Origin of the sequence: Sphingomonas sp. URHD0057 (assembly GCF_000620665.1) — a bacterium.
GTDB lineage: Bacteria > Pseudomonadota > Alphaproteobacteria > Sphingomonadales > Sphingomonadaceae > Sphingomicrobium.
Window position 1 is genome coordinate 371,511 of record NZ_JIAU01000005.1, and the last position, 23,609, is coordinate 395,119.

25 protein-coding genes are annotated in these 23,609 nt (G+C 65.8%); 8 read left to right on the forward strand and 17 right to left on the reverse strand.

Going from position 1 to position 23,609, the window contains the following annotated elements; all coding sequences use genetic code 11:
• Positions 1 to 59: 59 nt before the first annotated feature.
• Positions 60 to 2,372, forward strand: coding sequence for a CDC48 family AAA ATPase (locus tag N539_RS0102045; protein ID WP_028968917.1), 2,313 nt, complete (start codon positions 60 to 62; stop codon positions 2,370 to 2,372).
• On the opposite strand, the gene N539_RS0102050 is transcribed toward N539_RS0102045, so the two are convergent.
• The 6 genes from N539_RS0102050 to N539_RS0102075 all read right to left on the reverse strand — a co-directional run bounded on the left by N539_RS0102050 (position 2,369) and on the right by N539_RS0102075 (position 8,750).
• Positions 2,369 to 3,721 carry an MFS transporter gene (locus N539_RS0102050; RefSeq protein WP_231462819.1) on the reverse strand — a complete coding sequence of 451 codons (1,353 nt, stop codon included), beginning with the start codon at positions 3,719 to 3,721 and terminating at the stop codon, positions 2,369 to 2,371. The genes N539_RS0102045 and N539_RS0102050 overlap by 4 nt on opposite strands.
• Positions 3,708 to 5,831, reverse strand: coding sequence for a sodium-translocating pyrophosphatase (locus N539_RS0102055; RefSeq protein WP_028968919.1), 2,124 nt, complete (start codon positions 5,829 to 5,831; stop codon positions 3,708 to 3,710). The genes N539_RS0102050 and N539_RS0102055 overlap by 14 nt, the downstream gene beginning before the upstream one ends.
• A 165-nt stretch (positions 5,832 to 5,996) precedes the next feature.
• Complete coding sequence (gene thiL / locus N539_RS0102060) at positions 5,997 to 6,959, reverse strand: thiamine-phosphate kinase (protein WP_028968920.1); 963 nt, start codon at positions 6,957 to 6,959, stop codon at positions 5,997 to 5,999.
• Positions 6,956 to 7,342: an endonuclease domain-containing protein gene (locus N539_RS18065; RefSeq protein WP_081774132.1), complete on the reverse strand. Its 387-nt coding sequence runs from the start codon at positions 7,340 to 7,342 to the stop codon at positions 6,956 to 6,958. Before N539_RS18065 ends, thiL begins: the two co-directional genes overlap by 4 nt.
• Before the next feature lie 62 nt (positions 7,343 to 7,404).
• Entirely contained in the window at positions 7,405 to 7,857 is a 453-nt protein-coding gene (nusB, locus tag N539_RS0102070) for a transcription antitermination factor NusB (RefSeq protein WP_028968922.1), read from the reverse strand.
• Entirely contained in the window at positions 7,854 to 8,750 is an 897-nt protein-coding gene (locus tag N539_RS0102075) for a pirin family protein (protein ID WP_028968923.1), read from the reverse strand. The genes nusB and N539_RS0102075 overlap by 4 nt, the downstream gene beginning before the upstream one ends.
• Before the next feature lie 245 nt (positions 8,751 to 8,995).
• Between N539_RS0102075 and N539_RS0102080 the strand changes: the two genes are divergently transcribed.
• Both N539_RS0102080 and N539_RS14985 read left to right on the forward strand, forming a co-directional pair.
• Entirely contained in the window at positions 8,996 to 11,980 is a 2,985-nt protein-coding gene (locus N539_RS0102080) for an autotransporter outer membrane beta-barrel domain-containing protein (protein ID WP_028968924.1), read from the forward strand.
• A 95-nt stretch (positions 11,981 to 12,075) separates the two neighbouring features.
• Positions 12,076 to 12,708 carry a DUF6445 family protein gene (locus N539_RS14985; protein ID WP_037551706.1) on the forward strand — a complete coding sequence of 211 codons (633 nt, stop codon included), beginning with the start codon at positions 12,076 to 12,078 and terminating at the stop codon, positions 12,706 to 12,708.
• On the opposite strand, the gene N539_RS0102090 is transcribed toward N539_RS14985, so the two are convergent.
• Entirely contained in the window at positions 12,665 to 12,967 is a 303-nt protein-coding gene (locus tag N539_RS0102090) for a BolA family protein (RefSeq protein ID WP_028968925.1), read from the reverse strand. The genes N539_RS14985 and N539_RS0102090 overlap by 44 nt on opposite strands.
• Before the next feature lie 22 nt (positions 12,968 to 12,989).
• Between N539_RS0102090 and N539_RS0102095 the strand changes: the two genes are divergently transcribed.
• Entirely contained in the window at positions 12,990 to 13,559 is a 570-nt protein-coding gene (locus N539_RS0102095) for a J domain-containing protein (protein ID WP_028968926.1), read from the forward strand.
• Here N539_RS0102095 and N539_RS0102100 read toward each other — a convergent pair.
• From N539_RS0102100 to N539_RS0102140, 9 genes are all read right to left on the reverse strand, one after another.
• Positions 13,556 to 14,209: a glutathione S-transferase family protein gene (locus N539_RS0102100; protein ID WP_028968927.1), complete on the reverse strand. Its 654-nt coding sequence runs from the start codon at positions 14,207 to 14,209 to the stop codon at positions 13,556 to 13,558. The genes N539_RS0102095 and N539_RS0102100 overlap by 4 nt on opposite strands.
• Complete coding sequence (locus N539_RS0102105; protein WP_028968928.1) at positions 14,206 to 14,868, reverse strand: dihydrofolate reductase family protein; 663 nt, start codon at positions 14,866 to 14,868, stop codon at positions 14,206 to 14,208. Before N539_RS0102105 ends, N539_RS0102100 begins: the two co-directional genes overlap by 4 nt.
• Positions 14,861 to 15,358: a VOC family protein gene (locus N539_RS0102110; protein ID WP_028968929.1), complete on the reverse strand. Its 498-nt coding sequence runs from the start codon at positions 15,356 to 15,358 to the stop codon at positions 14,861 to 14,863. The genes N539_RS0102105 and N539_RS0102110 overlap by 8 nt, the downstream gene beginning before the upstream one ends.
• A complete protein-coding gene (locus tag N539_RS14990) occupies positions 15,358 to 15,687 on the reverse strand; it encodes a DoxX family protein (protein WP_197018317.1) in 330 nt (109 codons plus the stop codon). Before N539_RS14990 ends, N539_RS0102110 begins: the two co-directional genes overlap by 1 nt.
• An 88-nt stretch (positions 15,688 to 15,775) precedes the next feature.
• The gene (locus N539_RS0102120; RefSeq protein ID WP_051531181.1) at positions 15,776 to 16,615 is read right to left on the reverse strand and encodes a VOC family protein; all 840 of its coding nucleotides are present in this window, start codon (positions 16,613 to 16,615) and stop codon (positions 15,776 to 15,778) included.
• Positions 16,616 to 16,652: 37 nt separating this feature from the next.
• Complete coding sequence (locus N539_RS19155) at positions 16,653 to 17,390, reverse strand: DUF1428 domain-containing protein (protein ID WP_028968931.1); 738 nt, start codon at positions 17,388 to 17,390, stop codon at positions 16,653 to 16,655.
• The gene (locus tag N539_RS0102130; RefSeq protein ID WP_028968932.1) at positions 17,387 to 18,064 is read right to left on the reverse strand and encodes a glutathione S-transferase family protein; all 678 of its coding nucleotides are present in this window, start codon (positions 18,062 to 18,064) and stop codon (positions 17,387 to 17,389) included. The genes N539_RS19155 and N539_RS0102130 overlap by 4 nt, the downstream gene beginning before the upstream one ends.
• 15 nt (positions 18,065 to 18,079) lie before the next feature.
• Positions 18,080 to 18,526 carry a VOC family protein gene (locus N539_RS0102135; protein ID WP_028968933.1) on the reverse strand — a complete coding sequence of 149 codons (447 nt, stop codon included), beginning with the start codon at positions 18,524 to 18,526 and terminating at the stop codon, positions 18,080 to 18,082.
• Positions 18,527 to 18,568: 42 nt separating this feature from the next.
• Positions 18,569 to 18,961 (reverse strand): DoxX family protein, encoded by a 393-nt coding sequence (locus N539_RS0102140; protein WP_051531304.1) that lies wholly within the window; start codon positions 18,959 to 18,961, stop codon positions 18,569 to 18,571.
• Between the two features lie 91 nt (positions 18,962 to 19,052).
• On the opposite strand from N539_RS0102140, the gene N539_RS0102145 reads away from it, so the two are divergent.
• Genes N539_RS0102145 through cobT form a run of 3 tightly spaced genes read left to right on the forward strand, consistent with a single transcriptional unit; the run spans position 19,053 to position 22,593 of the window.
• Entirely contained in the window at positions 19,053 to 19,733 is a 681-nt protein-coding gene (locus tag N539_RS0102145; RefSeq protein ID WP_028968935.1) for a winged helix-turn-helix transcriptional regulator, read from the forward strand.
• A 31-nt stretch (positions 19,734 to 19,764) separates the two neighbouring features.
• A complete protein-coding gene (gene cobS, locus N539_RS0102150) occupies positions 19,765 to 20,772 on the forward strand; it encodes a cobaltochelatase subunit CobS (RefSeq protein ID WP_028968936.1) in 1,008 nt (335 codons plus the stop codon).
• A 6-nt stretch (positions 20,773 to 20,778) separates the two neighbouring features.
• A complete protein-coding gene (gene cobT, locus N539_RS0102155) occupies positions 20,779 to 22,593 on the forward strand; it encodes a cobaltochelatase subunit CobT (protein WP_028968937.1) in 1,815 nt (604 codons plus the stop codon).
• A gap of 219 nt (positions 22,594 to 22,812) precedes the next feature.
• Here the strand turns inward: cobT and rpmB are convergent, their stop codons facing one another.
• On the reverse strand, positions 22,813 to 23,106 hold the full coding sequence (rpmB, locus tag N539_RS0102160; RefSeq protein WP_028968938.1) for a 50S ribosomal protein L28: 294 nt from the start codon (positions 23,104 to 23,106) through the stop codon (positions 22,813 to 22,815).
• Between the two features lie 201 nt (positions 23,107 to 23,307).
• Between rpmB and N539_RS14995 the strand changes: the two genes are divergently transcribed.
• Entirely contained in the window at positions 23,308 to 23,586 is a 279-nt protein-coding gene (locus tag N539_RS14995) for a hypothetical protein (RefSeq protein WP_051531183.1), read from the forward strand.
• The last annotated feature ends 23 nt before the right edge of the window (positions 23,587 to 23,609 follow it).

Below are 23,609 nucleotides of genomic sequence, written 5' to 3' on the forward strand. Positions count from 1 at the left end.
GTAGCGCCGCTTTCCTTCCCTATTTTAGGCTCTCATAGGGGCCCGGGGCAGGAGAGCTTATGCCTGAAGCAGACACCATCGACCGAGCGAAGAGCCGTAAGGTCCAGGTCGCCAGCCTGCCGCCGGCCGACAGCGGCCGCGGGCTGGCTCGATTGCCCGAATCGCTGATGCAAGAACTCGGGCTTGCCGAGGGCGACGTGATCGAGATCACCGGCAAGCGGGCAACCGCGGCCCGGGCGATCCCGCCCTATGGCGAGGACCAAGGCATCGACATCATTCGGCTCGACGGCTTGCAGCGCGCCAACGCCGGTGTCGGCTCCGCCGATTATGTCGAAGTGCGCAAGGCGGCATCCAAGGCGGCAACCCGGGTCGTGTTCGCGCCGGCGCAGGCCAACATCCGGCTGCAGGGCTCGACCGACGCGCTCAAGCGGACCTTCGCCGGGCGCCCGCTGGTCGAGGGCGACACGGTCGCCACGGCGGGCCATCAACGCGTCAATGCCGACATGCCCGAGCATATCAGGCAGTTGCTAAATGCGCCCGCCTTCTCGCTCCAGGAGCTTCGGTTGGTCGTCGCGCAAACGACGCCCAAGGGCATCGTCCATATCGACGCCAAGACGATCGTCGAGCTGCTTCCCGAATATAAAGCGGAGGATGGCCAGCGCCGCGCCGACGTCACCTATGATGACTTGGGCGGCATGCGCGACACGATCGACGCGCTGCGCGAGATGGTCGAGCTTCCGCTGCGCCATCCCGAGCTGTTCCAGCGCCTGGGGGTCGACCCCCCCAAGGGCGTGCTGCTCCACGGCCCGCCCGGGACCGGAAAGACGCTTCTGGCCCGGGCCGTCGCCAACGAAAGCGCGGCCAAGTTCTTCAGCATCGCCGGCCCCGAGATCATGGGCTCGGCCTATGGCGAGAGCGAGCGCCGGCTGCGCGAGATCTTCGAGCAGGCCGCGCAGTCGGCGCCCTCGATCATCTTCATCGACGAGATCGATTCGATCGCGCCCAAGCGCGGCCAGGTCACGGGCGAGGCGGAGAAGAGGCTGGTCGCCCAGCTGCTCACTCTGCTTGATGGAATGGAACCGCGGCAGAACACCGTGGTCATCGCGGCGACCAATCGTCCGGAAGCGATCGATGAGGCGCTTCGCCGTCCCGGCCGCCTCGATCGCGAGATCATCGTCGGCGTCCCCGATCAGCCCGGGCGGCGCGAGATCCTCGGCATCCATACCCGCGGCATGCCGCTGGGGTCGGACGTGAATCTCGATGATTTGGCGCGGCGCACCTACGGGTTCGTCGGTGCCGATCTTGCCGCGCTGTGCCGCGAAGCCGCGCTGGAGGCGGTGCGTCGGATCATGCCCAAGATCAACCTCTCCGAGGACGTGATCCCGACCGAAATCCTCGATGCGCTATCCGTCGAGCTGCGCGATTTCGACAATGCGCTGAAGCGCGTGCAACCCTCGGCGATGCGCGAGGTAATGGTCGAGGCGCCGACCGTCGGCTGGGACGACATCGGCGGGCTCGACGAGCCGCGCGATCGCCTGCGCGAAGGCGTCGAGCTGCCACTCAAGCATCCCGAAGCGTTCAAGCGCCTCGGCATCCGCCCGGCCAAGGGGTTCCTCCTCTACGGCCCGCCGGGCACCGGCAAGACGCTACTGGCCAAGGCGGCGGCGCGGGAGAGCGAGGCGAACTTCATCGCCACCAAGTCTTCGGACTTGCTCAGCAAATGGTATGGCGAGAGCGAGCAGCAGATCGCGCGGCTGTTCAATCGCGCCCGCCAGGTGGCGCCGACGATCATCTTCATCGATGAGCTCGACAGCCTGGTGCCGGCGCGCGGCGGCGGTCTTGGCGAGCCGCAAGTCACCGAGCGGGTGGTCAACACCATATTGTCGGAGATGGACGGGCTCGAGGAACTGCAGAATGTCGTCGTGATCGGAGCGACCAACCGGCCGACGCTGATCGACCCGGCGCTCCTTCGTCCGGGCCGGTTCGACGATTTGATTTACGTCGGCACCCCGGATGTGGCTGGACGACGCCGAATCTTGGCGATCCATACTCGCAACATGCCGCTGGGGAAGGACGTCGATCTCGATGCTTTGGCGAAGCGGAGCGAACGGTTCACCGGCGCCGACCTCGAGGACCTTGTCCGCCGGGCCGGGCTGACCGCGCTCCGCCGCGGGCTCGATTCGGCCACCGTCACCATGGCCGACTTCGATGCCGCCATGACCGAGACCCGGGCATCGGTGACGCCCGAGATGCTCGAGGAATATGAGAGCATTCAGGAGACGCTGAAGAGCGAGGCGACGCGCCCGCTGGGCGGGATCGGCTTCGTCCTTCCGGGCATGCTCCACCCACGGGCAGGCGGCAAGCCGGATTAGCCGGCGAGCCGCGCCCGCCCGAACCAGGCGAGGCCGAGCAACATCAGCGCGAAGACGGCGAACGGCAGATCGTGGTTGAGGCCGTAAAGCAGGATGCCGACCGTCGGCGCCAGCACATAGCTGATGCCGTTGGCGGCGGTGATCACCCCCGCGACGGCGCCCTGCTCCGACAACGGCACAGCAAGCGACGCGCCGGCGGTGAAGCCCGGCCGGGTGAAGCCGAATCCAACCGACGCGAGGGCGAAACCGAGCGTGATCCCGTAGAGGTCGTGCGACAGCATCGTCCCGACCAGGCCGGCGGCGCCGATGAGGGCTCCCCAGAGGATCAGCGCGCGCGGGCGGAGGTTGAGCCGCGGGATCAGGCCCCACTGCGCCCCCAGCGTCGCTGCGGCGCCGGCCATCATGACGATCGAGATCGGCCCCTCCGAGCCCCATGGCGGCAAGCGTAGCCGGTCGATGACGAAGAAACCGAGGCAGGTCAGAATCGCGGCCTGGGCATGGCCGGCGACCACGCCCGCGATGATCCACGGGCGGATTCGCTGGTCATTCCACTTGAGCCGACGAGTGCGGCGCGGCGCCGTGGCGGCGAGCACGCTGGCGCCGGTCGGCGGCGTCGCCAGCGACGGATAGCTCATGGCGGCACCATGCCCGGAGCGCCGGCCTTTCCGGTCATTGGGCAGCCACAGGATGATCGAAATGACGACCGCCAGACCGATCAGCGAGAAGGCGAACAGGGGCCCGGCCAGGCCGACCAACGGAAGCACGAACAAGGGCGCGACGGCCGGGCCGATGATCGTGCCGAGGCCGAATGAGGAGGACAAAGCCGAAAGCGCCGCGACCCGGCCGCTGCGCCGCGTCCTTGAAGCCAGGTAAGCCTGCGTCGCCGAAGGGGTCGCGCAGCCGAGACCGCCGTAGATCGCGCGGAGAATCGCAAACAGGCCGAAGGTGAGTGCGCCGCCGATCCACCGGTGAAGGCCGGCGTATAAGGCGATGCCGCACAGCACCATCGAAACGATGAAGCCGCTGACGCCCATGATGGTCAGCGCCTTGCGGCCGTGATGATCGCTTTTTTCGGCCCAATACGGCGCGAGCGCGACCCACAGCACCGCCGACCAGGTGTAGGCGATGGCGACCCAGAAATCGTCGATGCCGATGGAGCGGCCGATCGCCGGCATGACGGATTGCAGAGCGGTGTTGCCCGCCGCTGCGACCAGCATCGCCGCGTATAGAAGTAGGAAGTGCGACGTGGTCAGCGCCGAGGCGCCGACGCCGCGCGTGCCTGCGATATGCGATGCGGCCGCTCCGGACGGACCGGAGCGGCGCGCATTCAGCGGCCTAGTGAGCGCCACCCGCCAGCGCCGCGAGCAGCAGCAAAGCGACGATATTGGTGATCTTGATCATCGGGTTGACGGCCGGACCGGCGGTGTCCTTGTAGGGGTCGCCGACCGTGTCGCCGGTCACCGCGGCCTTGTGGGCTTCCGAGCCCTTGCCGCCGTAATTGCCGTCCTCGATATACTTCTTTGCATTGTCCCAGGCGCCGCCGCCGCTGGTCATCGAGATGGCGACGAACAGCCCGGAGACGATCACGCCGAGCAGCAGAGCGCCGACCGCGGCGAGCCCGTTCTCCTTGCCGGCCACGGCGCCGATCGCGAAATAGACGACGATCGGGGCAAGCACCGGAAGAAGGGACGGGAGGATCATCTCGCGGATGGCGGCCTTGGTGACGAGGTCGACGGTGCGCGCATAATTGGGCCGCACCGAGCCATCCATGATGCCGGGATTGTCGCGGAACTGCTGGCGGACCTCCTCGACCACGGCGCCGCCGGCGCGGCCGACGGCGGTCATGCCCATCGCACCGAACAGGTACGGCAGCAGCGCGCCGAGGAGCAGGCCGACGATGACGTACGGGTTCGACAGGCTGAACAGGGTGTCGAGGTCGGACGTAACGCCGATCGAGCCCCCGAACTCGCGAAGATCGGCGGTGTAGGCGCCGAACAGCACCAGCGCGGCAAGGCCCGCCGAACCGATCGCGTAGCCCTTGGTCACCGCCTTGGTCGTGTTGCCGACCGCGTCGAGGGCATCGGTCTTGTGCCGCACTTCCTCCTCGAGACCGGCCATTTCGGCGATGCCGCCGGCATTGTCGGTGACCGGGCCGTAGGCGTCGAGCGCGACGACCATCCCGGCCAGCGCAAGCATCGCCGACGCGGCGAAGGCGACGCCGAGGAAGCCCGCGAGCTGGAAGCTGGCGATCAGGCCGACGATGATGACGATGGTCGGCAGCGCAGTCGATTCGAGGCTGATGGCCAGGCCCTGGATGATGTTGGTGCCGTGGCCGGTCTGGCTGGCGCGAGCGATCGACTGCACCGGGCGGTAGTTGGTGCCGGTGTAATATTCGGTGATCCAGACGATCAGCGCGGTCACCGCAAGGCCGACATAGCTGGCCCAGATGATATTCGTCGCCGGGAAGCTGAGCCCGCTCGACGTCGTGATCGTCTGGTTGAGGTTTCCGCCCAGCGCATACCAGATGGCCGCGGGAATCAGGATGGCGCCGCCGATCGTCGCGACCCAGAAGCCCTTGTAGAGCGCGCCCATGATCGAGCCCTTGGCGCCGAGACGCACGAAGTAGGTGCCGATGATCGAGGTGATGATGCACACGCCGCCGATCAGCAGCGGGAGGGTCATCAACGGCAGCAGCAGGGGCGATGAGCCGAGCGCCAGCGCGACCGACACCATGGTGATGCCGACGGTGACGACATAGGTCTCGAACAAATCGGCGGCCATGCCGGCGCAGTCGCCGACATTGTCGCCGACGTTATCCGCGATCACCGCCGGGTTGCGCGGATCGTCCTCCGGGATTCCGGCCTCGACCTTGCCGACGAGATCGGCGCCGACGTCGGCGGCCTTGGTGAAGATGCCGCCGCCGAGACGGGCGAAGATCGAGACCAGGGATGCACCGAGCGCGAGTGCGGTCAAAGCAGTGACGACCGGGCGGTCATTCGGCGCAAAGCCCGCGGGACCGATCAGGTAGAAGAACAGCCCGGTGATCGCGAGCAAGGCCAGCCCGGCGACGAGCATGCCGGTGATCGCGCCGGCACGGAACGCCGTGGTGAGGCCGCTCTGCAGGCTGTGACGAGCGGCTTGGGCGGTGCGGACGTTGGCGCGCACGGAAATGTTCATGCCGATGAACCCGGTGGCGCCCGACAGGATCGCGCCGAGCACGAACGCGGCGGCGCTGAGGCCGCCGAGAAAGAAGAAGATGATGGCGGCAACGATCACACCGACGATGGTAATCGCGGTGTACTGGCGGCGGAGGTAGGCGCCAGCGCCTTCCTGGATCGCGGCCGCGACCTCGATCATGCGCTGGTTGCCGGCCGACATGGCGAGCACCTGGCGGCTTGTGAAAATCCCATAAAGGACCGCGATAAGGCCGCAGGCCATTGCAATATAAAGCACGTTCATCGGTTCAATTTTCCCTGTTTCGCAGGCAGGTGGACGCGGCCGGAGAAACGGCGGCCGCCCGGAAATCGGCGCGTGTTTAGGGGTGGTTTGCGCGGCTTGCAACCGCGCGAATTGAACCGCGACTAGTGGATCAGAAGCGCGAGCGTCATGCCCGAGACCAGCCCGCTAAGGCCGATCAGCCATTGGCGCAGAGGATAACCCGCGATGTTCATGGCCCAACCTCTCCGGCAGCTCGACCGGCCGACCATTGCTGATCAGCCGGATCGCGGGGTCGCCCGCTTCGAACGCCCCGACCGCGGTGATTCTCGTGCCTTTTGGTAAATTAAGCGTTGAAGGGTCGAAGTCGGGGTCAAAGGCGCCGAGCAAGGCATAATCGTCGCCGCCGGTCGCCGCGAACAGCCGCTCCTCTCGAGATTCGCCGCGGACGGCGCGAAAGTCGGCGGACAGCGGCAGAACGTCGAGATCGACGACCGCCGCGCAGCCGCTCGCTTCGGCCATTCGCAGAGCGTCGAGCAGCAAGCCGTCAGATACGTCCATCATTGCATGGGCATGCGGTGCGAGAACCTGGCCGGCGCCGAGCTGCGGGATCGGTCGGCGGAAGGCGTCGACGAGCGGCCCAGTCGCGCGCGGATCCCCATGAAGTTGCGCGAGCCCGGCGGTCGAATCGCCCACCGTCCCAACCAGCCACAGCCGGTCGCCTGGCTTGCCGTCGGCGCGGTGAGGCACGCGTTCGCCCGCGCGCCCAAGCGCGGTCAGGCCGAGCACGCGCGGAGCACCGGCTGGCAGCGCGATGGTGTCGCCGCCGATCAACGGTAGCGCATAGCTCTCGCAGGCGGCCTCGATTCCGGTCAGGAACTCGGCTTCCCACTCGTCGTCGCCGCAGATCGTCAGCGACAGCAGCGCCCCGGCAGGCGTCGCGCCCTTGCCGGCAAGGTCCGACAGATTGACCGCGACCAGCTTCCAGCCGACGCTCGCCGGCGGGTCGGAGGGCAGGAAATGAACGCCTTCGGCAATGCTGTCGTGGGTGATGATCAGACCGTCGAGGACGGCTACATCGTCGGTCAGGTGGCGAGCCGCCGGATCGGTGGCGATCGCCTGCAGCCGCGCAATGACCTCGGCTTCTCTCACTTCTTCCCTCCCCCTTGATGGGGGAGGGTGGGGTGGGGGTGGCGGTCGAGCAGGGCCGCGGCAAGAACCGAGTGCACACCGTCAGGATTGCCAAGCACATCATTGTTCCAAAATCGCAGAACCTGATAGCCTTCTGCTTCGATCAGCGAGGTTCGATGTCTATCGGATTCCTGAGTGTGCTGACCGCCATCAATCTCAATGACGATTTGGACACGGTGGCTGGCGAAATCGGCGACGAAAGAGCGGATCGGGACCTGCCGGCGAAACCGAGCCGTGGAAAAGCTCTCACGAAGCGATCGCCACATGGCTCGCTCGGCATCGGTCATGTTCGCGCGCAATTCGCGAGCGCGAGTGGTTGAGCCGATTGCCGGGCGATACTTCATCGGTCGCGCTTTACGACGGACGCCACCCCCACCCAACCCTCCCCCATCGAGGGGGAGGGCTTTTATGCCCGCGCCTGCTTCGCGATTGCGTCGAGCAGGCCATTGACGAAGCCGCTTTCGCGCTTGTCGTAGAAGGCGTGGGCGACGTCGACATATTCGCTGATCACCGAGCCGACCGGCACATCCGGGCGCGCGATCAGCTCATAGGCCCCGGCGCGAAGGATCGCCCGCATCGGCCGGTCGAGGCGCTCGAGCGACCAGCCTTCGGCGAGGCGAGCGGCGATCAGGCGGTCGAGCTCTACGCGCCGAGCGTCGACCCCGCTGACGATGTCGTCGAAGAAATCGCGCTCGGCATCGTGATATCGCTGGTCCTCTATGGTCGCCCCGAGGCGATGATCGTGGAATTCCTTAAGCAGCCGCGCGACCGGCGTGCCCTCCATTTCCTGCTGGTACAGCGCCTGGACAGCGGCAAGACGAGCAGCGGACCGCGATCTCGAACGAGCGGTTGCGCTCACGGGTAGCTCACCGTCTTCGGAACCTCCGGCAGTGGAATGAACTCCTGGTCGTCGCCCGGAATCAGGGGGAAGCGCTGCGCCTTCCAATCCTCTTTGGCCTGGTTGATCCGGTCGCGCGACGAGGAGACGAAGTTCCAGAAGACGTGGCGCGGCGTCGAAAATGCGCCGCCGCCCATCAGCATCAGCCTGCCGCCGCCGTCACTCGACAGACGCGCCTGGTGGCCTGGTCGAAGTACGTAGAGAGTGAACGCCTCGAGGCGTGCACCGTCGAGAGTCGCTTCGCCGCCGACCACCATCACCGCTCGCTCGTCGGCTTCGGCCTCGATTGGGAGGTCGGATCCGGCTCCAAGCTCGATATCGGCGTAGATCGTCGGTGAGTGGCAGGGCGTTGCGGCGGTGGCGCCCCACAGGCTTCCCATGAGCACTCGAGCGCGGGCGCCGCCATCCTCCACGACCGGGAGCCCGTCCGCGGCGACATGATCGAAGGCGGGGTCGAGCTCTTCCTTGCCGTCGGGCAAAGCAAGCCAGGTCTGCATGCCGTAAAGGCTCGGGCCGTCCGCGCGCACGGCCTCCGGCGACCGCTCGGAATGGACGATGCCGGATCCCGCGGTCATCAGGTTGATCGCCCCGGGCTCGATCACCGCGTGAGAGCCGATGCTGTCGCGATGCTCGATCGCTCCCTCGAACAGATAGGTGACGGTCGCGAGGTTGATGTGGGGGTGTGGCCGCACATCCATGCCCTGCCCGGGCGGCAGGCGCGCCGGGCCGAATTCATCTACGAAGATGAACGGGCCGACCATGGTTCGCTGGCGCGATGGGAGGGTGCGATGAACCCTGAACGCGCCGAGGTCGTGGGTGACCGGCGCGATCGTCATTTCGAAGTTGGAATCCATGCCGCGCGCTTAGCCCGGCAATGGGCCGGGCGAAAGCCGCCGCGAGTTCCCGCAAACATTACAGGAGCTTAACAATCGTTCATCTGGGCTTCAGGCTCAACTGAGCTTTAGCTGTTGTTTCGGGGGACTAACGGAGGGCGGCGGCCGCTGCTCTTCCCTCGCCATACAACCCGTTTTCGCTGCCTGCCGGCACCCCATGCCGCGCGGAACGCGGACCCGCACGCCAACAAGGGACCGATTTTCACATGCGCCTTCTTCTCGCTTCGACCGCCATCGGCACGCTCTCCGCACTCTCTGCCCCCGCCCTCGCCGCCGAGACGACGATCAGCACTGCGGTCACCAACCCGGTTTCGACCGGCGGCAACGATATTCACATTACCAGCACCGGCTCGGTCAAGCCGAGCGGGGGAGCCGCAGTTACGATCGACTCCTCGAACACCGTCAAGAATGAAGGCACGATCGCGATCAAGGGCGCCAACGGCTCGACGGGGATTCTCGCCAACACCAACCTTGCCGGCGACATCACCAACAGCGGCACGATCACCCTGGACGAAGACTTTACCCCGACGGACACCGACACGGACGGCGATCTCGACGGGCCATTCGCCCAGGGCAGCGGCCGTTTCGGCATCCATGTCCTCGGCGGCGGATTGTTCACCGGCAACATCGCCAATAGCGGCACGATCACGATCGAAGGGAATCAGTCTGCCGGTATCGCGGTCGACAGCACGTTGTTTGGGTCGCTCAGCCAGAACGGCAAGATCACGGTCCTCGGCGACAACAGCTTTGGCATCCACACCGGCGCTGTCGCCGGCAACGTCGTCTTCGGAAGTGCGAACGCGATTGCCGTCCAGGGCCAGAATTCCGTCGGCGCCCAGATCGGCGGCGATATTGGCGGTGTCCTCATCGTCCAGGGAACCATCGCGTCCACCGGCTACCGCAGCACGACGGCGCCGACCGACGTTTCCAAGCTCGATGCCGACGACCTTCTCCAGGGCGGCTCGGCCCTGGTCGTGGGCGGCAGCGTCGGCGGCGGCGCGCTGATTGACGGCACAGCTACGATCACGACCTTCGGCGCGGCACCGGCGATGGTGATCGGATCCGCGACGCAGGACATCAATATCGCGCTGGTTCCGACGACGGACGCGGGAATCGTGATCAAAGGAGCGGTCGGCGGCGCCGGTGTCTATGCCGGAGTCAGCGGCACCGGCCTTTCGATCGGTGGAATGGGGCACGCCGTAAACGTCACCGGGGGCCTGACGGTGACCGGCGGTGTGGCCGCGACCTCGCTCGATACGAACGCGACGGGCATTCATATCGGCGCCGGCGCGACCGTCCCGCAGATTCACGTCAACGGCACGGTCACCGCGGCCGGCGCGGGGACCAGCGGCTCGGCGGCTCAGGCGATCGTGATCGACGCTGGAGCAACCGTGAACGTGATCGCCAACAGCGGCACGATCGCCGCGACCCGCTCGGGGAGCAGCGGCACTGCCGCGGCCATCGTCGATCACTCGGGAACGCTGGGCCTGATCCAGAACAACGGCCAGATCGGCATCACCAACGCCGCCGACATCGGCGATAACGCGACGGCGATCGACGTCCGCGCGACCGCGACCGGGGCGGTCGTGCGCCAGATTGCCGCGGCCAGCGGCGGCGCGGCGCCGCTCATCTCCGGCAGCATCCTGTTCGGTACCGGCAACGACACGCTCGACATCCAGGCCGGCAAGGTCATCGGCAAGGTCGATTTCGGCGGCGGCGCGGACGTTCTTAGCCTGACCGGGGCATCACTGTTTCGCGGGACGCTGCTGAACAGCGCCGGCGCCGCCGTGACCGTCGGGACCGGCTCCACCCTCGACCTCAAGAACCTGGAGGCGGTCAATCTCGCCTCGCTGACCACGGCCGCGGGCGGTCAGCTCGGCGTCACCATCGGCGAGGACGGCCACACGCTGTATAATATCAGCGGTGCGGCGGCCTTTGGCACGGGAACCAAGATCCTGGTGACGCTCGACCATGTCGGCACCGCGTCGGGGACCTACACGATCATCGATGCGGAAACGCTGACCGGGTTCGAGAACCTCACCAGCTCGATCGTCACTTTGCCGTTCCTGTTCACCAGCACGCTGACGGCCGATGCGGCGAATGCCGCGGTCAAGCTCAATGTGCACCTGAAGGGCAGTGGCGAGCTTGGCCTCAACCGGTCCGAGGCCGCGATCCTCGGCGCCGCGCTCGATGCTGCGGATGCGGATAATGCGATTGCCGCGGTGTTCCTCGCCGCGGGCGACAGCGGCACGATCAAGAGCACGCTTCAGCAACTGATGCCCGACCATGCCGGCGGCGCCTTCGAGGCGGCGACCAAGGGCACGCGCCTGTCCGGCGACTTCCTCGCCGACCCGACCCCGCTCAACAATTTGTGGATCCAGCAGGTTGTCTGGGGCTCGAGCAAAGCGATCCGCGACACCGCCAGCTACAACATCGGTGGGTGGGGCTTCACCGGCGGCTACGACCTGCCGATCGGCAAGGTGGGCAGCGTCGGCCTGAGCGCGACCTGGCTGACGGCAAGCGATGAAAAGGGCGGCACCGAGCTCTTCAGCAACCATTATGAGGGCGGCGTCTATTTCCGCGGCGGCACCGGGCCGCTCCGCTTGTGGGGCCGGGCGACTGCCGGGCGCGTCAACTTCGACAGCACCCGCAACTTCGCCTCGACCGTCGGCGGCACGATCATCAACCGCACGTCCAAGGGCAAGTGGAACGGGGATCTCTACTCCGGCAGCGCGGGAATCGCCTATGACATGCGGATGGGACGGTTCAGCCTGCGCCCGCACGCTTCGATCGAATATCTGAAGCTGACCGAGAAGGGCTACACCGAGACCGGCGGCGGCGGGGCGTTCGACCTCACCGTGCGCAAGCGGTCGAGCGACGAGACTGCGGCCAACGCCCTGCTCGCCGTCGGCTACGACTTCAGTGGCGACCCCGAGGCGGGGATGATGAGGTTCGAGCTCGAAGGCGGGCGCCGCGAAATCCTCAGCGGCAAGCTCGGCTCGACCACCGCCTCGTTCGGCACCGGCGATCCGTTCACCCTCGACCCCGAGCAGCGCACCAGCGGCTGGCGCGGCGCGGCCCGCTTCATTGCTGGCGGTTCCCCGGTGTCGGTCGCGGTCGAAGGCAGCGCCGAGGAGCAGCAGAGCAAGCTGTCGATGGGCGGCCGAGTCTCCGTCAGCTTCCAGTTCTAGCCCGGCCGGTGGGGGCGGCGCTTATCGCCGCCCCTTACTCGTTCGGCGCGACTGCCTTGGCGGAATCGAACCCTTCGCGCTACGTTCGTAGCGAAATGGCAATGTCGCTCATCATCATCGACGATTTTCTCGCGGAACCGGAGGTGCTCCGGCAAAGGGCGCTCAGCCTCAAATATGAAAATGCCGGGACTTATCCTGGACGCAACTCGATCGAGCGGATCAAGATCGAAAGCCTCGCGGATGAGGTTTCTTTCATCGTTCGGGAACGCCTGTGTGAGCCAACTCCGCCGCAATCGCACGCCAAGTGCCGGCTAACGCTCGCGAGCGACAACGAGCCCGGACGAATCCACGTCGACCCGAGCGTCTGGTCGGGAATTCTTTATCTCAGCCGTCCCGAAGATTGCCGTGGGGGCACCGAATTCTATCGGCATATTCCAACGGGCACGGACGAGGTTCCAAGGAAGGTCGAGCAAATCAATGCCCTGGGATACGCGGCCTCGGCGGAAATGGGTCATCAGATACTCGAGAAGGACGGGGGCGACCGATCGAAATGGGAACTCACGATGACGGTTCCCATGCGGTACAACCGCCTGGTGCTGTTGAGGCCTTGGCTCTGGCACACCTCCGGTCCCGGCTTCGGGGATTCAGCCGAAAACGGTCGGCTGGTCTACCTCATGTTCTTCTTCAGGCCGGCCCCGCTGCATCCTCCTCAGGCGCGGAAGCCTTGATCGACAAGGCGTGGACGCGTTCGCGCATGAGGTCGCCGAGCGCGGCATAGACCATGCGCTGGCGCTCAACGCGGGACTTGCCGGCGAAGGCGGGGCTCTCGATTGTCAGTGAGAAATGGCTCTCGCCGGCGGGGTTGTAGCCGCCGTGCCCGCGATGCTGCTCGCTGTCGTCGACCAGCTGGATGCGGGTCGGCGAAAGCGCCGAGTTGAGCCGCTCGAGCATCTCGGTTGCGACCGGGCCGGGGTGCGCAGCGTTCATCGCCCTTATATAGGGAGGTTCGATGGCATCGCGTCAGTCCAAATTACACGGCCGGGTCGAAGGGGCGAGGGCGCATTGCGCGGTCCCGGGATGCCGCGCGCCGGGCGAGTTCAAGGCGCCGCTGGCGCCATCCGATTTCGATGGGCCTGGAAGCTGGCGCTTCCTCTGTCTCGACCATGTTCGCGAGCACAACACGAAGTATAATTTCTTCGAGGGCATGAGCCCGGACGAGATCAGCGAGGCGCAAGGCCCGCTGGCCGGCTGGGACCTGCCGAGCCGCAAGTTCGCGGCCAACGGCGCCGACCCGCCGCCGCGGTGGAGCGATTTTTCGGACCCGCTCGATGCGATTTCGACGCGGTTCGGCCGCATGCGGGACGGCCAGACATCGCGCTTCGGCAAGGCGGAGCGGCAGGCGCTGTCGGTCCTGGGCCTGGGCGAGGACGCCGATCGCCATGCCGTGCGCAAGCGCTATTCGCAGCTGGTGCGGCGCTATCACCCGGACCGGAACGGCGGCGACCGCTCGCACGAGGCACGCCTCGGCGCGGTGATCGAGGCCTATCAGTTGCTGAGGAAAGCGGCGGCTTTCGCCTAATCGCGGTCGGGCGCGCCGAGCGGGAAATAGTGACGATACGGGCGTGCCTCGTCGACCACGCGGGCGACTGCGGGGTGGGCGAGCAGGCGCGCGCGGTAGGCGGCGAGCTGCGGCTGCTGATCCCGGATCGGCTCCACCCAGTCGGCATAGAAAAGCGACGGCGCAGCTGCGCAGTCCGCCAAAGTGAATTTGTCGCCAACCGCCCACGGGTCGCCGAGCTGACCTTCGATCCAGTCATAAGCGACGTTGAGGCTCTCGCGCGCTTTCTCCACGCCGTAATGGTCACGGCTGCCTTCCGGCCGAAGCGGATCGGTCGAGATCTTGGACATGTTTTCCATCACGTGAAGGTCGAAGAAGCGGTCGAGGAAGCGGACTCGCTGCTCCATCTCGCCCGGCGGAATCCACCGGTTCTCGCCCGGATAATGGGCGTCGAGATATTCGATGATCGGCGTGGTTTCGATGATCGGCTCTCCGTCGTCGAGGAGGATGGGGAACTTGCCGAAGGGCCAGTGACGCCTCAGCTCCTCGAAATTCTCCGGATGGTCCTGCTCGAGCAGCTTGTACTCGAAGGGAGTCCCGTTGGCGTAGAGCGCGATCAGCACCTTCTGGCAGTAGGACGAGAAAGGGTGCGCGAAGAGTTGAAGGCTCATGCCTCCTCTTTCGCCCATTTGCCGCGGCGCTCAAGCTCCGCCTCGCTCGGCGGCTTGGTCTCGAAGCTGCCGGTCGGAACCTCTCCAGCCGGTTCATAGATCGTCGTGACCACGCCCGTCCCCGACACGAAATGGTCGACAAGCTTCAACGCGCCCGGCCCCGCGGACCCGTCGAAGATGCGCTTGCCCTCGCCCAGCAGCACCGGGAAGGTCATCAGCACCAGCCGGTCGATGAGCCCGGCGGCCAGCAGCGGCACATAGAGCGTGCTGCTGCCCTGGATGAGCAAGTCGCGCCCTTCGCTTCGCTTGAGCTCTGCGACGGCGTCGACGCCGTTGCCCGACAGCCTGTGGCTATTGTCCCAGTCCAGCGGCGCATCCGAATGGGTCAGCACATATTTGTTGATGCGCTGGAATTTCTCCCCGATCGGATTGTCCTGGTTGTAGGGCCAGTAAGCGGCGAAGATGTCGTAGGTCCGCTTGCCCAGCAGCAGGTCGTAGTCGCCGCCGATGATCTGCTCGAACGGCCCCATGTGCTCGTCCCAGAAGGGCTGAACCCAGCCGCCGAACTTGAAGCCGTCGGACGGGTCCTCCTCGGGCCCGCCCGGCGCCTGCATGACGCCGTCCAGCGACAGGAAGACGGCGCCGGTCAGCTTACGCATCGGCGGGTTCGCCGGCGAGCGCGGCTTCGATCGTCGCGACGTCGATCTTGCGCATGTCCATCATCGCCTGGAACGCGCGCTTGGCAGCGGCGCGGTCGGGATTGTCCATGGCTTCGAGAAGCACGCGCGGAGTGATCTGCCACGAGAAGCCCCACTTGTCCTTGCACCAGCCGCACATGCTTTCCTCGCCGCCGTTCTGCGTGATCGCGTTCCAGTAGCGGTCGGTCTCCGCCTGATCTTCGGTGACGACCATGAAGCTCACCGCCTCATTGGGTTTGAAGTTGGGGCCGCCGTTGAGGCCGACGAACGATTGGCCGAGGACGGCGAAGTCGACGGTCAGCTCGTCGCCCTGTTCGCCGCCGGGAAAGTCCGATGACGCCGAATGAGGCTTGCCGACATGGGTGTCCGGGAAGACCGAGGCGTAGAATTCGGCGGCCTTGCGGGCTTCGCCCTTGTCGAACCACAGGCAGGTCGTGAGTTTGCTGGTCATTATTTCCTCCTAGAATTGCGTTTGGCGTGAAGGACGAGCGTGTTGCCGGGGCCGTGGACGGCGGCGAACAACAGGCCGGCAATGAAGGTGAAGTGATCTATGAAGAACCCGAACTCCATCGGGTTGTTGCTCCACCGGTCCGGGCCGTGAAACGACACGCCGAGAAACAGCACGTAGGCAATCGCCACGATCGCGGCCTCGGTGAAGTACAGGCCGGTCAGGAACGCGAGCGCCAGCGCAACCTCGAAGAACGCCGCGACCCAGGCCAGCAGGAGCGGGAAGGGGAAGCCCGCTCCTGCGATCTGAGCGGCCGTCGCGTCCATGCCCATCAGGGCGACTTGAACGCGGCGGCCATGCCGAAGACGAATGCGAAGATCAGCCTCGCGACCAGGATTGCGGCGGTTTTCATCTCGCCGCCTACTTGCGCGGGCCGACGAGGCCGAACGAGGCGCCCTGAGGGTCGATCGCGTTCGCCGCGAACTCGCCGCCGGGGATCTCCATCGGTCCGTTGACCACCTGCCCGCCGCCGGACTTCACCGCCTCGGCGGCGCGGTCGATGTCATCGACGCCGATGTAATAGGTCCATTTGGTGACCGGCAGCTGCGGCGGCTTGGGCATGACGGCGCCGATGTTCGTGCCGTGGCTCTGGATGAAGCGGTATTTGCCCATCTCGCCCATGTCCATGTCGCCCTCCTGGCTCCAGCCGAACTGGTCGCGATAGAAGGCGATGGCGCCGTCGGGGTCGGTGGTCGCGAGTTCGTTCCATCGAACATGCTGCGGCTTGTCGACCGAGAAGACGTCGCTCGCCTGCTTTTCCTGCCCGGCGGGCGGAATCGGCTTCATTACATAGAACGGCGCACCCTGGGGATCGGCGACCATCGCGATGCGGCCGACATTCGGAATATCGAACGCTGCCAAAAGCACCTTGCCGCCAGCCTGCTCGATCGATGCAACGGTCGCGTCGACGTCGTCGACGTTGAGATAGCCGAGCCAGATCGGGCGCGCGCCGTGCGACACCATCTCGCCGGTCAGCCGCATCACGCCGCCGGCCATTCTGCCGTCGCTTCGGCCGATCATCCGATAATCCATCTCGCCCGACGGCTGGGGCTCGATGGTCCAGCCGACGACCGCGTCGTAGAACGCCTTGGCTGCGACCGGATCGGGCGTGATCAGCTCGTACCAGATGTAGTCGCCCGGTGGATTCGGCCCGTTGTCATTGGTCGAGGTCGTGGTTGCAGCGTCCCGAACGTCAGTCATGGTTCGATCTCCTCGTTTCTAAAAATGTGTCGGCGAGTCAGGCGTTGATGGGCGTCCGAGCGTCGGCGGTGTCGACGATCTTCTCGAAGCCGCCCCAGAACATGCGCTTGCCGTCGAAGGGCATGCCTTCGGGCTTGAGGCTCTCGTCGGACATGATTGCCTTCCACGCATCGTCACGCGTGGCCTTGTCCGGCCATTCGATGAACGAGAAGACCACGCCTTCGCCGTCCTCGGCCTTCACCGCGCGATAGAAGTCGGTGACTTCGCCTTTCGACACGTCATCGGAGAAAGCTTCCACGACGCGAGTCGCACCGTTCTGACGGAACACCTTGGCCATTTTCGAAGCGAGCTCGCGATAGGCATCGCGGTTCGCTTCAGGGACTGGCACGACGAAGCCGTCGGTGTAGCTGCCGCCGCCCGAGCCTTCTTCGACGATGGCCTCGAACCCGCCCATGATCATGCGCTTGCCGTCGAACGGCATGTTCTTGCCCATGTCCGCCATGCGCGGGTCGCTCATGAACTTCTCGTTCGCGGCGTCGCGCGCCTGCCGGTTCGGATATTCGAAGAACGCGAGCACCGCCTTCTCGTCCGGCCTGGCATCGACAGCTTTGTGGAAGTCGGTGACCTTGCCTTCGGGGACGTCGTCGTCCCACGCTTCGAAATGCCGTCCGATTCCGAACTCGGGCGAAAGCGAAGCGAATTCGCTCGCATGCTTCACATAAGCGTCGCGGTTCGCTTCCGGCACCGGCGCGATGAATCCTTCGAAGTAGGTCATGCTGCAACTCCCTCGGGTTGGTGCTCGCGGAACGTCGCGAGCTGATCGGACAAGGCTTGCTGAAATGCGGGGCGGGCCTCGGCGCGCTTGAGGAACTCGACGAGATTGGGGAACTCCGCGACGAGGCCGCAGTGGCGCAGGAAGCGCAGAGTCGTCGTCATGACCAGGTCGCCGATGGTGAAGCGGTCACCCTCCAGCCACGTCTTGTCGCCGAGCCATGCGGACAGGCGCTTGAGCTTCAGCCTGGCGAAATCCTCGGCGTCCGGACGGCGCAGCTTCGCCCATTCCTCGCCATTGTAGAATACGTCGATGAGAAGCAGGTTGAGGATCGCCGGCTCGACGCTGTTGAGCGCGGCGTAGGTCCACTGGATCGCGCGGAAACGGCCCTTGGAATCGCGCGGCAGCAGCGCCTCGCTTTTCTCGCCGATATATTGGACGATCGCGCCGCTCTCGAAGATCTGGAGGTCGCCGTGGCGAAGGATCGGGACCTGGTCGAACGGCTGCTCCTTCAGATATTCAGGCGGGCGCTGCTGGTCGAGCAGCTGGACCTTATAGTCGAGGCCGGCTTCCTCGAGCGCCCAGCGGGCGCGGAGGTCGCGGACGACACCCTGGGCGAACTCGGGGACCCAGCGGAACGCGGTGATCTCGATGTCGGCATTGGGACTGATCGGCATCTTGAGAGCCCTCCCTTAAAGCGCGGTTGCAATGGCGTCATGGACAGCGCTCGCGCCTTGCGCGGCGGCGGCGGGGTCCATCCACATGATTTCCCAGATGTGACCATCGGGGTCGGCAACGCTACGTCCGTACATCACCCCATAGTCCTGTTTGGGCGACGGATCAGCAGCGCCGCCAGCCGCTACAGCTTGTTCTACCGTCGAGTCGACGCTTTCACGGCTATCTGACGACAGGCACAGCAATACCTCGGACCCCGCAGTTGCGTCAGCGATCGGCCGCGGCGTGAAATGCCTAAACTTGTCGTGCGTCAAGAGCATGACATGGATGCTCTCGGACAGCGTCATGCAGGCGGCGGTCTCGTCGGTGAAGCGCGGCTCGTTCACGGCGCCGAGCGCTTCAAGGAATGCGCGCGACCGCGCGAGGTCGGCGACGGGCAGGTTGACGAAAATCATCCGGGACATGGTCGTTCCTTTCATGTGTGAGCTCTGAGCTGGAGTTGGGGGTCAGTCGCGCAGCGGCAGCAGTGTCCGCAGGCGCGGTTCGCGGAGCCACAGGCCGCCCCAGACGGCGAGGCCGAGATAGACTCCGAACAATGTGCTGCTGAGGAGCGGGCTGCCGGCCGCCAGGTGGGTCGCGACCGCGCCGCCGAGGTAGGCGGTCACCAGCAGCGCGCCGAGAACGGCGGTGCGCGGGACCGCATAGAGCGCGGTGCTGAACGCCAGGATCGTCCCGAGCAGCCGATAGAAGTCAGGGTCCGTCGGGATTTTGAGCTGCGGTGGGGTATAGGCCGCCATCAGTGCGGGGACCACGATCTTCGCCCCCGCGTCCGTTCCCAGAAACAGGATGGCAAGGCCGCTGAGTGCCCAGCCTAGCTTGTTGGAAGTCGACGTTCTCATTGGCGCTTCATTGATTGCTGCGGTTGCCATTTTTTCCTCCTTGCGACTCGATTCGCTTGCTTTTTGTACGACTCGGTTATAAATTGCAACCATGCAGTTACAAAAACTAACTAAAGCACGGGGAAACGAGGAGAAACGGCGGTTCGACGACGCCTGCGGCCTCGCCCACGCGATGGAATTGCTGGGCGAGCGCTGGGCGATGCTGGTGCTGCGCGAGCTGGCCTATGGCTCGCGCCGATTCTCCGATCTCAAGCACGACCTTCAAGGAATTAGCGCGAACGTTCTCACCCAGCGCCTGACCGAGCTCGAAGCGCGCGGCCTGGTGCGCAAGACGAAGCTGCCGCCGCCGGCCGCGGTCCAGGTCTATGAAGCGACCAGATGGGGGCTCGAGGCTGTTCCGGTCATCGCCTCGCTCGGCAAATGGGCGGCGCGCAGTCCGCTGCACAATCCCGAGCTGCGGATGAGCCACGTGTCGGTGGTGATGTCGCTCCAGACGCTGATTTCGGCCGAGCGGGCCAAGGGCTTCGATGCGCGAGTCGGCTTCCGCTTCGGCGACACCAGTTACGTGACGACGGTCCATGATGGCGCTCTCGACGTCGAGCGGCGCGATGCGGACGATTGCGATGTCACATTCATTGGTTCGCCGAGCGAAATTGCCGCCGTAATCCATGGCGGGGCGCCCATCGAAATGATCAAAGTCGAGGGCGACCTCGAGCTGGCGGAGCGCTTCCGGACGCTGTTCCCTCTACCGGAGAAAGTCGCGGTCGGTTGAGGCGAGCGACGCCTTCTTCTAAGGCCCCCCTATGACCGACCTCCCCAACGTTCAGCCCGAATCGCGCGCCGACACCCTGATGGCCTCACCCGACAAGATCGCCAGGGTGCGCGAGCTGTTCGGAGTCGACTCGGACATGGAGGTGCCGGCGTTCAGCGAAGCCGACGAGCGGGTCCCCGACCTCGACCCGACCTACGTCTTCGACCCGACCACGACGCTCGCCATTTGCGCCGGTTTCTCCAAAAACCGGCGGGTGATGGTCCAAGGCTATCATGGCACCGGCAAGTCGACCCACATCGAGCAGGTCGCGGCGCGGCTCAACTGGCCGATGATCCGCGTCAACCTCGATGCGCACATCAGCCGCATCGACCTCGTCGGCCGCGACGCGATCGTGCTTCGCGAAGGCCAGCAGGTGACCGAGTTCCGCGAGGGGTTGCTGCCGTGGGCGCTGCAGCATCCGGTCGCGCTCGTGTTCGACGAATATGACGCCGGCCGCCCCGACGTGATGTTCGTCATCCAGCGCGTGCTCGAGGCAGAGGGTAAGTTAACCCTGCTCGACCAGAACCGCGTGATCCGTCCCAACCCCTGGTTCCGCCTGTTCGCGACCACCAACACCGTCGGCCTCGGCGACACCACCGGGCTCTATCACGGCACCCAGGCGATCAATCAGGGCCAGATGGACCGCTGGAACATCGTCACCACGCTCAACTATTTGCCGGCGGCGGTCGAGGCGCAGATCGTGCTCGCCAAGTCGGGCGAATATGACGAGCCCGGCGGCAAGGACATCGTCGACAAGATGATCAAGGTCGCCGATTTGTCGCGGCAAGGCTTCATGAACGGCGACATCTCGACCGTCATGAGCCCGCGCACGGTGATCAGCTGGGCGCAGAACGCGCACATCTTCGGCAACGTCGGCTACGCCTTCCGCGTCTCATTCCTGAATAAATGCGACGAGACCGAGCGGCCGCTGGTCGCCGAATATTACCAGCGCGTGTTCGGCGAGGACCTGCCCGAAAGCGTGGTCGGCAACGCGGGCTAGGCCGCAATGGCTGAGCGCATCGACCTTTTCCGCCGTTCCCTTGCCGGCGCCGCGCGAGCGATCGCCAAGGATCCCGACGTCGACGTGGTGTTTGCGAGCGAGGCCGCGCCGTCGTCGGGAAAGACCGCACGCGTTCCCTCGCCAGGGCCGGCGCTCGAGCCTCGCCTGGTCGCCGAAGCGCGCGGCGCCGCGGACTCCGTTGCGCTTCGCCTGCGCTTCCATGATCCGCGGCTTCATGCGCGGACCGCGCCCGCCGACGTGGATGCGCGCGCGGTGTTCGACGCGCTGGAAACGGCGCGGGTCGAAGCGCTCGGCGCGCGCTCAATGGGCGGAGTTCGCCAGAACCTCACCCACCTCACCGAAGCGCGCGTGCGCGGCGATGCGCTGGTCCGCGCCCGAAGCGCGGAAGAGGTGCCGCTGGCCAGCGCGGTCGGCTTGATCGCCCGCGAGCGGCTGAGCGGCGACGCGCCGCCCAAGGCCGCGCTGCCCGGGCTCAAGCTGGTCGCGCCGTGGATCGAGGAGAAAGCCGCGGCCGAGCTTGACGCTCTGGCGCTGACGCTGGACGACCAGGCCGCCTTCGCCAAGCTGTCGCGGCGGTTGCTCGAGGACCTCGACCTCGCTGCCGCCGAAGAGCCGTTCGATGAGGAAGCCGAGGAGGGCGGCGACGACGACGAGGCCGACGAGGACGGCGGCGAGGATTCCGCCGACAAGTCCGACGAGGCGAGCTCGCCGGGCTCCGACGTCGAGGCGCGGGGCGAAGAAGCCGACGACGGCACCGGCGACGACAGCGAGGCCGCCGAGATGGAGGCGGACGACGAGGGCGCCGCAGCCGGCGACGAGCTCGGCGAAAGCGTTTTCGCATCCCCCGGGCGGCGCAACTGGGAGACCTCTCCCGAGACCGAATACAAAGCGTTCACGACGCGGTTCGACGAGACCGTCGAGGCCAATGAATTGTGCGACGAGGACGAGCTGGGGCGCTTGCGCGCCTATCTCGACCAGCAGTTGGGCGGGCTGCAGAACGTCGTCACGCGCCTTGCCAACCGGCTCCAGCGGCGGCTGCTCGCGCAGCAGGCGCGCAGCTGGGACTTCGACCAGGAGGAGGGGCTGCTCGATGCGGCGCGGCTGGCCCGCGTCATCGTCAGCCCCGCTCATTCGCTGTCGTACAAGATCGAGCGCGACACCGAGTTTCGCGACACCGTCGTCTCGCTTCTCATCGACAATTCAGGCTCGATGCGCGGGCGGCCGATCGCGATCGCGGCGATCTGCGCCGACATTCTGGCCCGCACGCTGGAGCGCTGCGGAGTTGCCACCGAGATCCTCGGCTTCACCACCCGCGGCTGGAAGGGCGGGCAAAGCCGCGAGGCGTGGCTCGCCGCCGGACGCCCGCTCAATCCGGGCCGGCTCAACGATCTGCGGCACATCGTCTACAAGCGCGCCGACGACCCATACCGCCGCGCCCGCAAGAATCTCGGCCTGATGATGCGCGAGGGGCTGCTCAAGGAGAATATCGACGGCGAGGCGCTGCTATGGGCGCACAACCGGCTGATCGGGCGGGCCGAGGAGCGCCGCATCCTGATGGTTATCTCGGACGGCGCGCCGGTCGACGATTCGACCGCTTCGGCCAACGGCGGCAATTATCTCGAAAAGCATTTGCGCCAGGTGATCGAGTGGATCGAGCGCAAGTCGCCGGTGGAGTTGATCGCGATCGGCATCGGCCACGACGTGACCCGCTATTACGACCGCGCGGTGACGATCATGGACGCCGACCAGCTGGCCGGCGCCATGGTCGACCAGTTGGCGATGCTGTTCGAAAGCCCCTGAGCGACAGCCCAAAAAAAATGGGCCCGATGCAACAACGCGCACCGGGCCCCCCTCGATACGCGACGCGAGGGAACTATGACGGACGGGGAAAAGGGGGAAACCCCGCCGGCTGACAGGGTTATGCGCGAATCGCGGCTTATCGGTGCTGAACGCGGCTTGCAGCGGCGGTTCAGGATTTTCGGCGGCGTTTCAGCGGCTTACAATGCCGCCGAGCGAAGCCTAAGCGGCTTGTTCGGAAGCCTTTTTGGCGATCTCGCGCTTCAGCTTGCGGACCTTGGGCGACAGCTTGTCCTCGCCGGTCTTCATCAGCCAATTGTCGAGGCCGCCGACATGCTCGACCGAGCGCAGGCCATGCGTCGATACGCGCAGCTTCACGCCCTGCCCGAGGGCGTCGGAAATCAAAGTGACGTTCTGCAGGTTCGGAAGGAACGTGCGCTTCGTCTTGTTGTTGGCGTGGGAAACGTTGTTTCCCACCTGCCGGCCCTTGCCGGTCAGCTCGCAAACCCGCGACATGGTCAAATCCTGATTTTGAAACGAGCCTTAAAGCCAAGGCCCGAAGAGCGCCGCCCGTTAGCGGCTCGGGGCGCCCACGTCAACGTTACGCCACTTGGTACGACGGCAACCGAACGACAATGTTTGCGTTGATAAAATCTCGACAAACTGTCGGACAGGCGACAAGCCCATGTGCCCCGTCACGAAATTTGAGCGAAAGACATGCGAACCCTGATCCTCATCCTGATCATATTGATTGTCGCCGCCATCGCCGCGGTCGCGACCGGTTTTGTCAACATCAACCAGATCCGCGGCGCCAGGGCGCCCGACATATCCGCGACCACCAACGGGGTCACCGCGAAGGGCGGCCAGGCGCCGGCGTTCGATGTCGAGACCGGATCGGTCAAGGTCGGGGCCAAGGATGCGACGGTCAAAGTCCCCAGCGTCGAAGTCCAGGCGCCGCAGAACCGCGCGGCGCCCGTGACCAACAACGCCCAGTAACGGCGATTCGGCTGACAGCCGCG

Excerpts from the sequence above, each read along its gene's own strand:
- N539_RS0102045 (WP_028968917.1), top strand. The coding sequence starts at position 60 with ATGCCTGAAGCAGACACCATCGACCGAGCGAAGAGCCGTAAGGTCCAG.
- N539_RS0102055 (WP_028968919.1), bottom strand. The coding sequence starts at position 5,831 with ATGAACGTGCTTTATATTGCAATGGCCTGCGGCCTTATCGCGGTCCTT.
- N539_RS18065 (WP_081774132.1), bottom strand. The coding sequence starts at position 7,342 with ATGAAGTATCGCCCGGCAATCGGCTCAACCACTCGCGCTCGCGAATTG.
- N539_RS0102075 (WP_028968923.1), bottom strand. The coding sequence starts at position 8,750 with ATGGATTCCAACTTCGAAATGACGATCGCGCCGGTCACCCACGACCTC.
- N539_RS0102080 (WP_028968924.1), top strand. The coding sequence starts at position 8,996 with ATGCGCCTTCTTCTCGCTTCGACCGCCATCGGCACGCTCTCCGCACTC.
- N539_RS14985 (WP_037551706.1), top strand. The coding sequence starts at position 12,076 with ATGGCAATGTCGCTCATCATCATCGACGATTTTCTCGCGGAACCGGAG.
- N539_RS0102090 (WP_028968925.1), bottom strand. The coding sequence starts at position 12,967 with ATGAACGCTGCGCACCCCGGCCCGGTCGCAACCGAGATGCTCGAGCGG.
- N539_RS0102095 (WP_028968926.1), top strand. The coding sequence starts at position 12,990 with ATGGCATCGCGTCAGTCCAAATTACACGGCCGGGTCGAAGGGGCGAGG.
- N539_RS0102100 (WP_028968927.1), bottom strand. The coding sequence starts at position 14,209 with ATGAGCCTTCAACTCTTCGCGCACCCTTTCTCGTCCTACTGCCAGAAG.
- N539_RS0102105 (WP_028968928.1), bottom strand. The coding sequence starts at position 14,868 with ATGCGTAAGCTGACCGGCGCCGTCTTCCTGTCGCTGGACGGCGTCATG.
- N539_RS0102110 (WP_028968929.1), bottom strand. The coding sequence starts at position 15,358 with ATGACCAGCAAACTCACGACCTGCCTGTGGTTCGACAAGGGCGAAGCC.
- N539_RS14990 (WP_197018317.1), bottom strand. The coding sequence starts at position 15,687 with ATGGGCATGGACGCGACGGCCGCTCAGATCGCAGGAGCGGGCTTCCCC.
- N539_RS0102120 (WP_051531181.1), bottom strand. The coding sequence starts at position 16,615 with ATGACTGACGTTCGGGACGCTGCAACCACGACCTCGACCAATGACAAC.
- N539_RS19155 (WP_028968931.1), bottom strand. The coding sequence starts at position 17,390 with ATGACCTACTTCGAAGGATTCATCGCGCCGGTGCCGGAAGCGAACCGC.
- N539_RS0102130 (WP_028968932.1), bottom strand. The coding sequence starts at position 18,064 with ATGCCGATCAGTCCCAATGCCGACATCGAGATCACCGCGTTCCGCTGG.
- N539_RS0102135 (WP_028968933.1), bottom strand. The coding sequence starts at position 18,526 with ATGTCCCGGATGATTTTCGTCAACCTGCCCGTCGCCGACCTCGCGCGG.
- N539_RS0102140 (WP_051531304.1), bottom strand. The coding sequence starts at position 18,961 with ATGAGAACGTCGACTTCCAACAAGCTAGGCTGGGCACTCAGCGGCCTT.
- N539_RS0102145 (WP_028968935.1), top strand. The coding sequence starts at position 19,053 with ATGCAGTTACAAAAACTAACTAAAGCACGGGGAAACGAGGAGAAACGG.
- cobS (WP_028968936.1), top strand. The coding sequence starts at position 19,765 with ATGACCGACCTCCCCAACGTTCAGCCCGAATCGCGCGCCGACACCCTG.
- cobT (WP_028968937.1), top strand. The coding sequence starts at position 20,779 with ATGGCTGAGCGCATCGACCTTTTCCGCCGTTCCCTTGCCGGCGCCGCG.
- rpmB (WP_028968938.1), bottom strand. The coding sequence starts at position 23,106 with ATGTCGCGGGTTTGCGAGCTGACCGGCAAGGGCCGGCAGGTGGGAAAC.
- N539_RS14995 (WP_051531183.1), top strand. The coding sequence starts at position 23,308 with ATGCGAACCCTGATCCTCATCCTGATCATATTGATTGTCGCCGCCATC.